The organism is Halomonas sp. N3-2A, assembly GCF_002216165.1.
Classification (GTDB): domain Bacteria; phylum Pseudomonadota; class Gammaproteobacteria; order Pseudomonadales; family Halomonadaceae; genus Vreelandella.
In genome coordinates, this window is the sequence record NZ_CP022286.1 from 377,935 (window position 1) to 391,069 (window position 13,135).

Sequence of the window (13,135 nt, forward strand, 5' to 3'; positions counted from 1 at the left end):
CCAATTCAGTCTAAAATTCGGGTTTTTTAAAAGGTTAGCAAGAGTCTATGCAGAAACCAACAGTATTTATCAGTCACTCTTCTGTAGACAAAGATTTGATTTTTCAAATTAAATCCTTGGTAAGAGGACGTACTTCTGGAACAGTTGATCTATTTCAGTCAAGTGATGGTGAAAGTATTCCTTTTGGTAATAACTGGATTCATCAAGTAGAAGAGAACCTGAATAAATCCAAAATCATGTTTGTCTTTGTTTCACCAAGATCTGCGATGTCTAGCTGGATTTATTTTGAGGCTGGATTCGCCTATTCTAAGGGCATTAAGGTAATTCCGATTGGAATAGATGGGGTCGATATAGGAAGCCTGAAACCACCATTGAATTTGCTTCAGGGGTTTAATGTTTCTAGTGCTGAAGGACTAAATAATATAATTGCAGTGCTTAATCGAGAGTTCGGCTGTAGCTATTCTGAGTCTTTTTCCAATTCAGATTATGATCGGCTGTCAGTATTTATTTCCAATGATAAAGAATCAAGTAAAAAGGTTCTAAATATAATTGACAATGTAGAGCTTTTGTTTCCAAATAAAATGCGTCGCGATAATGAAGGCTTTTCAATCATTGACGATCCACTTGCACAAGTTGAAAAGCTTTTAACCGATAGTGATATTGATTTTAGACGTGTAGATGAAAATACAGTGCATACTCACGGAACCATAATTAGATATAAAGAAGGGAGTGGAAGTGGGGTTGTCATAGTATTAGACCCCTTTTGCCTTAAGTTAAATGAACAACTGATTAATGATCTCGTGAAAGTGTTGTATCCGGAAGAATTATTGATTAAGCACTGGGCTAGAGTTTTTTTTAATGAAGATGTATTGTTATTAACAAAAGATTTTAAGGTTTCTTCTAAGCTACATGTTTATGGCTTTTCTATGTCTGACTTGAATGGGAAAATGCATAGATATGAATCGCTCGATTTTGCATTAGAACCTGCCTTTGGTACTGCAAGAAATAGAGATTATGAAAGTGAAAACTTGCGGGTTGTATATGATGCTGGCCAGTTTGACACCGATTTACTGTGTTCATTAATAGAAGAACTTATGAAAGCGGGAATTGTTCTGCCATCAAGAAATTCGTAACAATCGGTTGCGCAGCGTCTATTGTCTCGAAAATTCGCCGCTCTAGACCGGTTATTAAACTGTAGGATATATCAAGCCTGCTCTGAATGTCCGCGCTTCAAGACGAAAACCGCATATGTGTGTTTTCAACAGTAGACACAGTGATTGGTGTTATCAATTGTAGACTGTTAGAGGGCTGAAAATAAGGTGCTGGTATACTAGGTGGTATATTGATGCTTGGTAATTTTGTTAAATTATATATATTTCATAATCTTATGCGTTTTTTTTAGCTCCTGCCAGACCCCGACTCCATTCTCCCTTTATCATCTATTTCTCCATTTCGACAGTTAGTCTCTCTTGACTGCCCCAACTTTGCCGGTATCAGGTATGCTCTTGGTATGCCATTTCTGCTGCACCTGCTAAGGACATTGCTATGCGTTTCCAACCCGCTATTGCCATTACGTCGCTTGTGATGATGTCTTCGTTACTGCTGCCTACTTCGCTTCTGGCGCAGGATGCCCATATTGGCAGCGTGCGAACGGAGTTTAGGTTGATTGGCCCGAACAGTACGATTGAAGTGGAGCGCTTCGACGACCCAAAAGTACAGGGAATCTCCTGCTATCTCTCTTACTCTCAGGTGGGCGGCTTATCTGGTGCGGTCGGGCTGGCTGAGGAAGCTAGCGAGGCGAGCGTGGCTTGTCGGCAAACGGGAGAGATCGTCTTCGACCCTGACGAGGTAGACGAGCAAGAGGTCGTTTTTAACCAGCGCCGCTCTGCGTTGTTTAAGAATATGCGCGTGGTGCGCATGCACGATGCTGAAACCGAAACCTTTGTGTACTTAACTTACAGCACCAAGCTAGTGGATGGTTCGCCCAAGAATGCGATTTCGGCGGTCCATTACGGTGGATTTTAAGAAGGGTTAGCGGGGGTTCCCCAGCATCTGTGTCCAGAAGGTGGTATAGCGCGAATCAGCATTGCTGGCCTTGGCCATGCCCATTTCGGTGAAGGTGCCATTCATCATATTGCGGCAATGGCCGGGGCTCTCTAACCAGCCGTTTACCACGGCGGCGGCAGATGTATGCCCAGCGGCAATATTTTCACCCAAGGCTTGCCACGTGTAGCCATGTTGATTGGCGCGTTGCTCAATTCCTGTGCCGTCAGTATCGGTATGGCTAACGTAGTCGTTGTTGGCCATGTCGCTGGCGTGCATTGCGGCAGCGGCCTCCAGTTGGCAGCTCCAGGTTAGTGGGCTGGCTGCTGGAAATGCTTGATCGCCACATTGACGGGCGTTGTTTCGTGCCTCGTTCACCAGTCTTAGCATTTCCTGTTGCTGATCAGTCAGGCCACACGCGCTGTTGGTGCTGTCGCTATAAGTAATGTCGCCGTGTGAATCACCCACGGCCTGAGTGCCGCTGCCTATCAACATCAGTGCTATCACGCTGAATAGTGCCCAGTGGGTAGGGCGCTTTAAAGTGGGGTTAGCCGTTAAGTTGTTCATTTTCGCCCATGTAGGGGCGGCCTCTTTTTTAGATTAATTTTATCCGAAAGCGATACCCGATAAAGGCCTGCTTGCGGGTCGGAAATGCTGAGGCACGCGCCTTGATCGCTTTTTGTACCAATCCTGCCTGCAGCCTAGCCACCATTTTCGGTGTCATCCAACCCCATCGTCCAGTTTTTAGTGTATATGCTAAAAATATATTTTGACGTTTTTTATAAATGTAGATATTTTTGTTAGTCATTACGGTTGATGCTGCCTATCTGAAAATGAAGAAGCTGGCTCGCTAGTGCTTTCGGAAGTACAGGCAATGGCGTTGTAGCGAGTTCGTGGGAGGCGCGGCCAGCGTTTGAGAGCACGCTCTAATGTCATGGCAAAAAGGAAAACAAGATGAGTGAGTTACCCGATATTTTGATACCTGACGCATTTATTGGCGGAGAGTGGTGCGGTGCTGAAAAGCGCTTTGCGGTCACTAATCCGGCAAATGGTGAGCTATTAGCAGAAGTCCCTGACCTGGATGCTGATGGTGCACGAGCAGCGGTTGCCGCAGCAGAGGCAGCAGGGCCTGGCTGGAAAAAGCGTACTGCTAAAGAGCGTGCAACGCTGTTGCGCGCCTGGTTCGACGCCATCATGGCGCACCAGGAAGACCTGGCTCGGCTAATGACGTTGGAGCAGGGCAAACCACTGGCAGAGTCCCGCGGTGAAGTGGCGTATGGCGCGTCATTTGTCGAGTTTTATGCCGAAGAGTCCAAGCGTATGGCCGGTGAAACCTTGCCGGGCCATGGTGTCGATAAACGCATTCTGGTGTTTCGCGAACCGATTGGCGTTGTGGCCGCCGTTACGCCCTGGAACTTCCCGCTGGCAATGATTACCCGTAAATGTGCCCCCGCTTTAGCGGCAGGCTGTACGGTGGTTATCAAACCTGCAGAAGCAACGCCACTGACGGCGTTGGCGGTGGCGCGCTTGGCTGAACTTGCTGGCCTGCCCGCTGGGGTGATCAATGTGGTCACTGCCAGCCAGCCTGCACCGATTGGCGAGGTGCTAACCACCGATCCGCGCGTGCGTAAGTTCTCTTTCACAGGCTCAACGCCGGTGGGTAAAAAGCTGCTTGCTCAGTGTGCCGGTACGGTCAAAAAAGTATCGTTGGAGTTAGGCGGTAACGCACCTTTCATCGTGTTTGATGACGCCGATCTAGACGCCGCCGTTGAAGGAGCTGTTGCCTCTAAGTATCGCAATTCTGGCCAGACCTGCGTGTGTACCAACCGCTTCTTGGTTCAAAGTGGCGTTTACGACGCTTTTGTCGAAAAGCTGGCTAAGCGCGTGTCGCAACTGAACGTGGGCAATGGGCTGGATGAAGGCGTTATGCAAGGCCCATTGATCAATCAGGCCGCAGTTGAAAAGGTCGAGTCCCACATTGCTGATGCGTTGGAAAAGGGTGGCCGTTTGGTCTGTGGTGGCAAGCCCCACACGTTGGGCGGTACGTTCTTCGAACCGACGATTATTGCTGATGTGACCGACAGCATGCGGGTTGCCCGTGAAGAGACGTTTGGTCCCTTAGCGCCTGTGTTCCGTTTCGAGACGGACGAAGAAGCCATTGCCATGGCGAATGCGACTGAGTTCGGGTTGGCAGCTTACTTCTATGCCCGTGACTACCGCAGGATTTGGCACGTTATGGAAGGGCTGGAGTACGGCATGGTGGCGGTTAACGAAGGCATTCTGTCTACCGAGTTAGCGCCCTTTGGTGGGGTGAAAGAGTCTGGGCTGGGCCGTGAAGGCTCACGTCATGGGCTTGATGAATTTACCGAGTTGAAATACGTCTGTGTTGGCGGCCTGTAAGCGATTTTCACTAATTAACTGAGGAATGCAGTAAATGAAGATGAGCAATGCACAGCTGAATGAGCTTAAACAGAAATATGTCGCTAATGGTGCCGCCAGCCCTGCAACGCAATTTGCGGACCGTGCTGAAAACGCGATTATCTGGGATGCGGATGGTAACCGTATTATTGATTTCGCGGGTGGTATTGGCGTGCTTAATATCGGCCATTGCCATCCTAAAGTCGTCGAAGCGGTTAGGGAGCAGTTGGGCCGGGTGATGCACACTTGCCAAACCGTTATTCCTTACGAAGGCTACGTGAAAGTCGCTGAAAAACTCAGTCAGCTCACGCCTGTGCGCGGCCATGGCAAAGTTATGCTGGTTAACTCCGGGGCTGAAGCGCTAGAGAATGCCGTTAAGATTGCGCGTGCCGCCACCGGCAAGAATAACGTGATCTGCTTCGATGGCGGCTACCATGGCCGTACCTTTATGACCATGGCAATGAACGGCAAAGTGGTGCCTTACTCGGCTGATTTCGGCAGCATGCCGGGGAATGTTTTCCGTGCGCCTTACCCCGTTCCGTTCCATGGGGTAAGCGAAGAAGACGCTATCCGCGGTCTTAAAATGACGCTGAAGACCGATGCCAATCCAAGAGACACCGCGGCTATCGTGATTGAGCCTGTGTTGGGTGAAGGTGGGTTCTATCCTGCACCAGCCAGCTTCCTTAAAGCGGTGCGTGAAATTTGTGACGAGCACGGCATGCTGATGATCGTCGATGAAGTGCAGTCTGGTTTTGGCCGTACCGGTAAGCTGTTTGCCATTGAGCACAGTGGTGTTGAGCCTGACCTTATGACCATGGCCAAGAGCATGGCTGGTGGCATGCCGATTTCAGCCGTGGTGGGAACGGCTGAGCATATGGATGCGTGTGGCCCTAACTCGCTGGGTGGCACCTATTCAGGTAGCCCGGTTTCTTGTGCGGCCGTGTTAGCGGTACTTGAAGTATTCGAAGAAGAAAAGATTCTTGAGAAGAGCCAAGCCTTAGGAGAGGTTCTGGGGCAGCGCTTTACCCAGTGGCAGCAGCGCTTTGCCTGTGTTGAAAACGTGCGTCACTTAGGTTCGATGGCGGCACTGGATCTTGTTGCAGCTGATCAAACCCCCGACCCAGAGCTTGCAGCGGCCATGTGCAAACGTGCCCGGGAGAAGGGGCTTATCCTGCTGTCGTGTGGGCTTTACGGTAATACGCTCCGCTTCTTGATGCCGGTCACCATTGAAGACAGCATCCTTGAAGAAGGGTTGGCGATTGTTGAAGAATTGCTTGAAGAGCTTACAGCGTAATAGCTGGAGTCTCATTGGTTAGTTAAGCGCCAATAGAAGCTTTTGTAGAGAGCGCTGATAAGTGTGCTGATATATAGAGAGTGTTGATAGAAGCCGGTGCAGCTAGTCTGCATCGGCTTTTTTTATTGCTTGTTGCCGTTGTTATTGAGTGCGAGGGCAGAACACGTTCAAACAGCTGTTACAAGGTGTGCTATTATTTTGACCCACTTTGCAAAATGCATACTCATGAATTCATCTTTCTTCCCAGACGAAAAGGCGGATGCCAAGGAAAACTTGGGTATTCGTGCCTACAAGCTACTTAAAATAGATATTATTAAAGGCACTTTTCAGCCTGACGAAAAATTACGGATGAGTGTGCTTAAAGCGCGCTATGACCTGGGTATTGGTCCTCTGCGAGAAGCACTTTCCCAGCTTGTTGCTGAGCATCTAGTGGTGGCTATTAGCCAGCGTGGCTATCGTGTGGCACCCATGTCGCTCGCTGAGCTTAACGATATATACGATGCCCGGGCGCAGGTTGAAGCGATGATGTTGGGGCTTGCGATAGAGCGTGGCGATGATGCCTGGGAAGCTAATATCTTGGCAAAGTCTTATCAATTAGCAAAGCTGACGGAAATGAGTTCGTCAGAAGGGCTGTTAGATATTTGGGATAGACGGCATAGTGATTTTCACACCGCGATGGTGGTTGGCTGCAACTCTCCGCATTTGATGAAAGTGCGCGCTGGGCTGTTTGATAAAGTTCAGCGCTACCGCTTTTTGTGGCTTAAGGAAACCGTGTTTTCTGCTCAAGCCCTTGAAGCAAAGCGCCAAGAGCATGCCGCCTTAGTAGATGCCACGCTTGAGCGCCGAAAGGATGAAGCAGTGGCATTGATGCACGAACACTTGATGTCTCCTGTGCCGATTATTGCCCAGGTGATGCGCCAACAAAGTGTTGCATAAGGCAACAGAAGGCAGCGAAGAAACGTTAAAAGAAAAGGCCCTAATCATTAGGGCCTTTTTAGTTGGGTTTCTGCCGATAGCCGTTTGATACGCTTGTTTAGAACAGTAAGTTGGGCAACCACAGCGCAATACTTGGGAATAGTACGATAATTGCTAACCCCACTATCTGTAGAGCAACATACGGCAGAGCTGAACGATAGATATCGACGATAGTAATGGATTTTGGTGCGACTGATCGCATATAGAACAGGTTATACCCAAAGGGCGGTGTCAGATAAGCGGACTGCATACTGATAATAAACAGCACCGCAAACCAGGTAGTATCGAACCCTAAGTCACGTACGATTGGCACATAAAGCGGAATCGTGATGAACAGGATCGCAAAGTCATCGAGGAACATGCCCAGTGCAAAAAAGCTAATCAGCATGATGATGATGACGGTATAGGGCGACAGCGAGAAGTCATTAATAAAATCACTGACGATCATACCGGCGCCTAAGCCCATATAGATACGGCTAAAGAATACCGCGGCAATGGCAATCCAGAGCAACATACCGGTTATTTTGGCCGTGCTGAGCATCGCGTAGCGCAGCAGGCTCCAGTTAAGCCGGCCTCTCAGCGCTGCAATCAGCATGGCACCGCCAGCCCCGACTGCAGACGCTTCGGAAGGCGAGGTTACCCCTCCGATAATGCAGCCCAATACGGCCGTGACCAAAAGGCCTGGGGCAATCACATGGCGCAAAGACATCAGCTTTTCTTTGGCACTAAAGCGTTCTTCTACTGGCGCAGCGGGACCTAGAGAAGGGTTTATGCGGCAGCGTATCAATATATAGGCCATGTAAATAGCGGCAAGCATTAGGCCAGGCACTAAGCCAGCAGCAAATAGCTTTCCTACCGATTCACGGGCCAGAAACGCATAGACAATCATTAAGATGCTAGGTGGGATGAGAAAACCCAATGCACCACCCGCCATGATAGTGCCGGTGACTAGCCGCTTGTGATAGCCCCGCTTGAGCATTGCCGGTAATGCAATGATCCCTAGGCTGACGGTAGCTGCCCCTGAGACTCCCGCCATGGCAGCGATAAGGGCGCAGATCAGAATGGTGCCAATCCCGAGCCCGCCAGGAAGGCTGCCCATCAGCTTATGCATCATCTCGAAAAGATCATCGGTAATACCGGAACGTTCCAGTACCAATCCCATAAAGATGAACAGCGGGAGGGCCACCAGGAGAAAGTTGTCCATGGTGCTGTATGCCGATGAGAGCAAGAAGTCCAAGCCACCAGGGCCAAACATCATGTAGGCACTTCCCATGCCCGATATCATCAACGCCCACGCTAGCGGAGCGCCTATTGCCATTAGGACGATCATGGAGAGAAACATGATCGCCGTAATTATCATGGGGTCTAAATTTAACATAGGGATACCCTTTGCATGGCATATCCACAAGGACGTGCCGGGGTGTGTCTCTTATTTTTCACGGTAAAACCACGTTGAAATAGAGCGAGGGTTAAGCAGCTCTCTGTTTAAACAGAGTCGGGCTGTATTTAATCAGCGTCGCTAATGTCGTCTCGCGGATCATCATAGGGAATGCCAAGTAAACGCACGATGGCCCTCACTAGCTCTGCTACGCTCTGCAGAATTAGCAATCCAACGGCAATTGGAATGGTCGCTTTTATCGGCCAAAGTGCTGGACGCCAAATGCTTCGGTTGGAATACTCACCAATTAGCCAGGAGCGGTGGGCAAATTCCACGGCCATGGTGAAAAATACACTCAGCACCAAGATACCCAGTGAGAACACAATCACGTCACACAACGCCTGCATGCGGAAGGGCAGCAGGCGATAGATGACATCACTGCGCACGTGGCTTTGGTGGCGTAAGGTATAGCTGCCAGCCAGGATACTCAGCGCACCGAAGAACATCGTCGCTAGTTCGTGCCCCCACACAGTGGGGGCATTGAGTACATAGCGAGCGACTACTTCATAGAGCAGTACACCGATAATACCTAGCGTCAGCCAAGCGGTGACTCGTCCGACCCAGTCGGAAAGCCCATCCTGAAAGCGTAGATATCGGTTGATCTTACTCACTCAATCTTCCTTGCGCTTTGGCGTTATTAATCAAGATTTCAACGGCTTGGGCATTTCGCTCAGAGCGTGCCGCTTCCTCTTCCCAAATCGGCAAAGATGCTTCGGCTAGGCGTTGTGAATCTTCTGCTGGCAAGGTGGCGAATTCAAACAGCTCACCTTCATCGATGATGCGTTGGTTGCCTTCTTCCAGCCAGTTGTGAACGTCTTCCAGGTACTGAGCCAGCTCATCTACCAAGATCTGCTGCTGCTCTTCGCTCATCCGTTCCCAGGTGCGGGGGTTGATGAATGCGTTTTCTGTCCAGCCTGGGTTGAGTAAGTTGATATCGGTGTAGTAGCCCGCCACTTCATTAATGCGTAGCTGTTCGTACTCAACAGGGCCACCGTAAATGGCACCGTCGATAACGCCTGTCGAAAGCGCGACGTAGAGTTCTTCACCTGGAATAAAGGCTGTTGGAATATCAAATTTTTCCAGCACCGTTGCAATGGAGCTGGTTGCGCGGATGCGCATGCTGGAAAGATCTTCCAGGCTGGAAACAGGCTCTCGGGTGACTAAGCCATAATCGCTACCAAAGCCGCGGCCAATCAGCTTAACGCCTTGCTCTTCGTAAGCTTCTGCGATGAGCTCATCAAGGCCTTGGTTGGCAAATATATCGTGTGCTTCTTCAGCGCTTACCCATGCTCCAGGTAGGCCCCCTTCGATCGTGCCGATACCCACCGTGCCAGGCCAGTAACTACCTACACCATGGCCGATATCGATGCTCCCACGGGCAACGGCTTCGACAAACTGGTCGCTGCTGACTAGTTCGCCGCCACGGAAAAATTGAATGTTGATAGTGCCATCACTCGCTTCACTTACCCGTTCCCGCAAATCAGCTGCAATCTGATCCACTTCGGTGCCATAAAACGTGTGCATGCGTAAACGAACGGTATCGGCATAGAGCGCTTGGCTAGCCATGATGGAAGCGGCGATGGACGTCGCTAGGGCGCATTTCACGGATGTTGAGAGCTTCATAAAACCTCTTTGTTGGTAGCGATTAGAGTTATAGAGGGCATCCATGCTTCAGTTTCGAAACCATGTTGCGCCCCCAGTTTAATCACACGCATGGTGCTCAGGCTATAAAAAATTTCTATAAAATCGTCTAACATCAACATTTTTGCATTACGTTGACTGATGTCAAACCAAACTGAAACTGCGTCTATAAATTAATTTTTTATTAATTTTCATTGAGTTATTGTATTTTTGAGCGATAGATTGCTGATCAGGTGTATTAGGTAAGCGTTGATAAACGGTGTAGCCAACAGATCGTCGAGTCTGCTATTGGCCTAAATCCTCTTTGGGTGAGGCCTTAAGACAGCACTTGAAACAGGGTTTGAAACAGAGCTTGGAATACTTGCGGGTTTTAATGAGTTTTGGCGCTTGAATACACGCAGATTTGAATACATGCCGAGCAGAAGAGCTGCCCCGCCTACAGGCAGAGCAATCAGCGAAAGAGCCTTCCTTCTCATTAGGTTATTGCGTCCTAGCGCTGCTTTTTTTAATAAACGCGGCACGCGCTATCGTTAAGAATTGTTTAGTAGAGGTAGTGTGAGCGGTGGGGTCTTAACAATGAAAACGAATCAAGGATCTGATAATGAAATATCCACTAACCCTGTTAGCTGCCGCTGTTGCTGCCACTGTTACTTCTACCAGTTATGCGGCGCCGTTGCTGAGCGACCAAGCATTGCTCGTTGATAGCCCGGAACACTTGAGTGCCAATGCCTGGGTAGAAATCTCACAATCGGCTTTTGAAGGGAACGTGCGCGGTGTTCTGGAATTATTGGGCGAAGAAGCGGAGCTTTGCGCCATTATGAAAGCCGATGCCTATGGTCACGGCATTGCTAATTTAATGCCTTCCGTGATCGCGTTAGGTATTCCTTGTATTGGTGTGGCGAGTAACGAAGAAGCGCGAGTTGTTCGGGCATCTGGTTTCGATGGGCGTTTAATGCGCGTGCGCAGTGCGACACCAGAAGAAGTGCGCGGTGCCTTTGATTACGGCATGGAAGAGTTATTCGGCGATATAACGGCCGCTCGTCAAGCATCCAGCGATGCCGCTGAGGCAGGGGTAACACTGCGCTATCATTTGGGTCTGAATGCTGGCGGTATGGGGCGCAATGGCATGGCGCTTGATAATGAAGCAGGACGTCAGGAAGCGTTAGAACTTCAAGACTTAGCGTCGTTAGAACTGGTGGGCATCATGACCCACTTCGCCTTTGAGGATGAAGATTTTGTTCGCCAGGGTTTAGCAGCGTTTCACGAGCAAAGTGATTGGTTAATCGAGACGGCTAACCTGGATCGCGAGGCGCTAACGCTTCACGCCGCCAATTCATTTACCACCATGGAAGTGCCTGAAGCTCGCCTTGATATGGTGCGCCCGGGTGGCTTGCTGTATGGCGATCTACCCCATTATGAGCAGTTCAAACCGGTGATGTCGTTTCGCACGCGGGTAGCGTCGGTTAACGATTACGCGCAAGGCAGCGGAGTTGGTTACGATAACGTCAGAGTGTTGGAGCGCGATAGCTTATTGGCGAACTTACCTGTTGGCTATTCTGACGGCTATCGGCGTGTTTTCACAGACGCTGCCTTTGTGCTGGTCAACGGTGAGCGAGTGCCAGTCATGGGTAAAGTGTCAATGAACACAACCATGGTAGACGTGACGGATGTCGAGGGAGTGGCAGCGGGTGATGAAGTGGTGCTTTACGGGCTCCAGGGTGACGAGCGAATTACCATTGGAGAACTTGAAGACCTCAATGGCGCGCTACTTGCCGACCTTTACACGGTATGGGGAAACTCCAACCCGAAGGTGTTGCGTCCAAGCGATAGCGATACAGATACAGGTAGCGATAGCGAGTAATTATTGCCAATAAAGGTAGTAATGTACTGTGTTTGCTGACGACGCCACCCCGCTCAACTGAGCGGGGTGGTTTCGTTTGGGGGAAGGATTATTGCGCTGAGAATCGGGGCTGAGCGTCATAGGATCATGGCGGCTATCCAGCCAAAGGCAATCAGCGGAATATTGTAGTGCAGGAAGGTCGGTACAACGCTGTCCCAGATATGGTCGTGCTGGCCGTCGGCATTGAGACCGGCGGTTGGGCCAAGCGTTGAGTCGGAGGCCGGGGAGCCTGCATCGCCCAAGGCGGCTGCGGTGCCTACCAGTGCCACGGTGGCTAGCGGCGAAAAGCCAAAATTCAGCGCCAGGGGTACGTAAAGTGATGCGATGATCGGGATTGTTGAGAAGGAAGAGCCGATACCCATGGTAATGAAAAGGCCCACAAGCAACATAATCAATGCCGCTAAGCCCTTGTTATCACCAATTATCTCTGTAGAGCTGCTGACCAGCGCTTCAACCTCGCCACTGGCCTGCATCACACTGGCGAAGCCCGCCGCGGTGATCATGATGAACCCAACCAAGGCCATCATGCGCATGCCTTCGGTGAAGATGCCGTCCTGTTCGTGCCAGCGGAAGACGCCGCTTAAAGAGAGCAGTGCAAAGCCGAAAATTCCCCCCAGCACCATTGAACCGGTGTAGAGCTGAACGGCCACGGTGCCAACCAGTGCGATTGCCAGAACGGCTTTTTGCCAGCCTTTCAAATGCTGGGCCGCTTGCGCTGGGGTTTCATCGCCCTTGGCCAGGTCTCGGTCTTGGTAGTTACGCCCTTTGCGATAGCTAAATAACACAGCTACGGCAAGGCCCAATGCCATGCCACCAATAGGAATCACCATTGCCATGGGTACCATCTGACGGGTGACTTCCAGTCCAAATTCGGCACCACTTTCATTGAGGTTGGTGAGCAAAATATCGTTCAGAAAGATAGCGCCAAACCCTACCGGTAACAGCATATAGGGGGCGGTAATACCGAAGGTAATCACACAAGCAACGAGCCTGCGGTCGAGCTGAAGGTGATTCATTAGTTTCAGTAACGGCGGAACCAGTACAGGAATGAAAGCAATGTGTACCGGAATAAGGTTCTGAGAACTGACCGCGGCGGCCAGTAAGGCGGCCAGCAGGGTATAGGTCACCATACGGCGACTGCTGCCAGAATCATCAACATGAAAACGCGCAATGGCGCGGTTTGCCATTACTTCAGTGATGCCCGAACGTGATAGCGCGACGGCGAAAGCGCCCAGCACGGCATAGGCCAGGGCCACGGTAGCGCCGTTGCCAAGACCGTCATTAAAGGCATCAAGGATGGCATTGATCGGCATGCCCGCATAAAGCCCACCCACCAACGTTGCGACGATTAAGGCAAAGACAACGGAAACGCGAGCCAAGCTGAGGCTGACCATCACTAAAATGGCCAAAACGATAGCATTCATGA

General features: G+C 50.3%; 11 protein-coding genes. 6 read left to right on the forward strand and 5 right to left on the reverse strand.

Annotated features, from left to right (window positions below):
- Window positions 1-47 precede the first annotated feature (47 nt).
- Both CEK60_RS01630 and CEK60_RS01635 read left to right on the forward strand, forming a co-directional pair.
- On the forward strand, window positions 48-1,133 hold the full coding sequence (locus CEK60_RS01630; protein WP_089037538.1) for a toll/interleukin-1 receptor domain-containing protein: 1,086 nt from the start codon (window positions 48-50) through the stop codon (window positions 1,131-1,133).
- A 412-nt stretch (window positions 1,134-1,545) separates the two neighbouring features.
- A complete protein-coding gene (locus CEK60_RS01635; protein ID WP_089037539.1) occupies window positions 1,546-2,025 on the forward strand; it encodes a CreA family protein in 480 nt (159 codons plus the stop codon).
- Window positions 2,026-2,031: 6 nt separating this feature from the next.
- Here CEK60_RS01635 and CEK60_RS01640 read toward each other — a convergent pair whose 3' ends face one another.
- Entirely contained in the window at window positions 2,032-2,610 is a 579-nt protein-coding gene (locus tag CEK60_RS01640; RefSeq protein ID WP_089037540.1) for a CAP domain-containing protein, read from the reverse strand.
- 387 nt (window positions 2,611-2,997) lie between these two features.
- Here CEK60_RS01640 and CEK60_RS01650 point away from each other — a divergent pair, with 387 nt between their 5' ends.
- From CEK60_RS01650 to csiR, 3 genes are all read left to right on the forward strand, one after another.
- A complete protein-coding gene (locus CEK60_RS01650) occupies window positions 2,998-4,443 on the forward strand; it encodes an NAD-dependent succinate-semialdehyde dehydrogenase (RefSeq protein WP_089037542.1) in 1,446 nt (481 codons plus the stop codon).
- A 40-nt stretch (window positions 4,444-4,483) separates the two neighbouring features.
- On the forward strand, window positions 4,484-5,755 hold the full coding sequence (gabT, locus tag CEK60_RS01655; RefSeq protein WP_089040823.1) for a 4-aminobutyrate--2-oxoglutarate transaminase: 1,272 nt from the start codon (window positions 4,484-4,486) through the stop codon (window positions 5,753-5,755).
- 225 nt (window positions 5,756-5,980) lie between these two features.
- A complete protein-coding gene (csiR, locus tag CEK60_RS01660; protein ID WP_089037543.1) occupies window positions 5,981-6,691 on the forward strand; it encodes a DNA-binding transcriptional regulator CsiR in 711 nt (236 codons plus the stop codon).
- 97 nt (window positions 6,692-6,788) lie between these two features.
- On the opposite strand, the gene CEK60_RS01665 is transcribed toward csiR, so the two are convergent.
- From CEK60_RS01665 to dctP, 3 genes are all read right to left on the reverse strand, one after another.
- Window positions 6,789-8,108 (reverse strand): TRAP transporter large permease, encoded by a 1,320-nt coding sequence (locus tag CEK60_RS01665; protein ID WP_089037544.1) that lies wholly within the window; start codon window positions 8,106-8,108, stop codon window positions 6,789-6,791.
- Window positions 8,109-8,236: 128 nt separating this feature from the next.
- Complete coding sequence (locus CEK60_RS01670; RefSeq protein WP_038485821.1) at window positions 8,237-8,779, reverse strand: TRAP transporter small permease subunit; 543 nt, start codon at window positions 8,777-8,779, stop codon at window positions 8,237-8,239.
- On the reverse strand, window positions 8,772-9,791 hold the full coding sequence (gene dctP / locus CEK60_RS01675) for a TRAP transporter substrate-binding protein DctP (RefSeq protein ID WP_089037545.1): 1,020 nt from the start codon (window positions 9,789-9,791) through the stop codon (window positions 8,772-8,774). The genes CEK60_RS01670 and dctP overlap by 8 nt, the downstream gene beginning before the upstream one ends.
- Before the next feature lie 619 nt (window positions 9,792-10,410).
- Here dctP and alr point away from each other — a divergent pair.
- Window positions 10,411-11,670, forward strand: a complete 1,260-nt coding sequence (alr, locus tag CEK60_RS01680; RefSeq protein WP_089037546.1) for an alanine racemase — start codon at window positions 10,411-10,413, stop codon at window positions 11,668-11,670.
- A gap of 116 nt (window positions 11,671-11,786) precedes the next feature.
- On the opposite strand, the gene CEK60_RS01685 is transcribed toward alr, so the two are convergent.
- A complete protein-coding gene (locus CEK60_RS01685; protein WP_038485811.1) occupies window positions 11,787-13,133 on the reverse strand; it encodes a Na+/H+ antiporter family protein in 1,347 nt (448 codons plus the stop codon).
- Between the last annotated feature and the right edge of the window lie 2 nt (window positions 13,134-13,135).

What these genes read in the sequence shown, in the direction of transcription:
- CEK60_RS01630 (WP_089037538.1), top strand. Translation starts at nt 48, where the DNA reads ATGCAGAAACCAACAGTATTTATCAGTCACTCTTCTGTAGACAAAGAT.
- CEK60_RS01635 (WP_089037539.1), top strand. Translation starts at nt 1,546, where the DNA reads ATGCGTTTCCAACCCGCTATTGCCATTACGTCGCTTGTGATGATGTCT.
- CEK60_RS01640 (WP_089037540.1), bottom strand. Translation starts at nt 2,610, where the DNA reads ATGAACAACTTAACGGCTAACCCCACTTTAAAGCGCCCTACCCACTGG.
- CEK60_RS01650 (WP_089037542.1), top strand. Translation starts at nt 2,998, where the DNA reads ATGAGTGAGTTACCCGATATTTTGATACCTGACGCATTTATTGGCGGA.
- gabT (WP_089040823.1), top strand. Translation starts at nt 4,484, where the DNA reads ATGAGCAATGCACAGCTGAATGAGCTTAAACAGAAATATGTCGCTAAT.
- csiR (WP_089037543.1), top strand. Translation starts at nt 5,981, where the DNA reads ATGAATTCATCTTTCTTCCCAGACGAAAAGGCGGATGCCAAGGAAAAC.
- CEK60_RS01665 (WP_089037544.1), bottom strand. Translation starts at nt 8,108, where the DNA reads ATGTTAAATTTAGACCCCATGATAATTACGGCGATCATGTTTCTCTCC.
- dctP (WP_089037545.1), bottom strand. Translation starts at nt 9,791, where the DNA reads ATGAAGCTCTCAACATCCGTGAAATGCGCCCTAGCGACGTCCATCGCC.
- alr (WP_089037546.1), top strand. Translation starts at nt 10,411, where the DNA reads ATGAAATATCCACTAACCCTGTTAGCTGCCGCTGTTGCTGCCACTGTT.
- CEK60_RS01685 (WP_038485811.1), bottom strand. Translation starts at nt 13,133, where the DNA reads ATGAATGCTATCGTTTTGGCCATTTTAGTGATGGTCAGCCTCAGCTTG.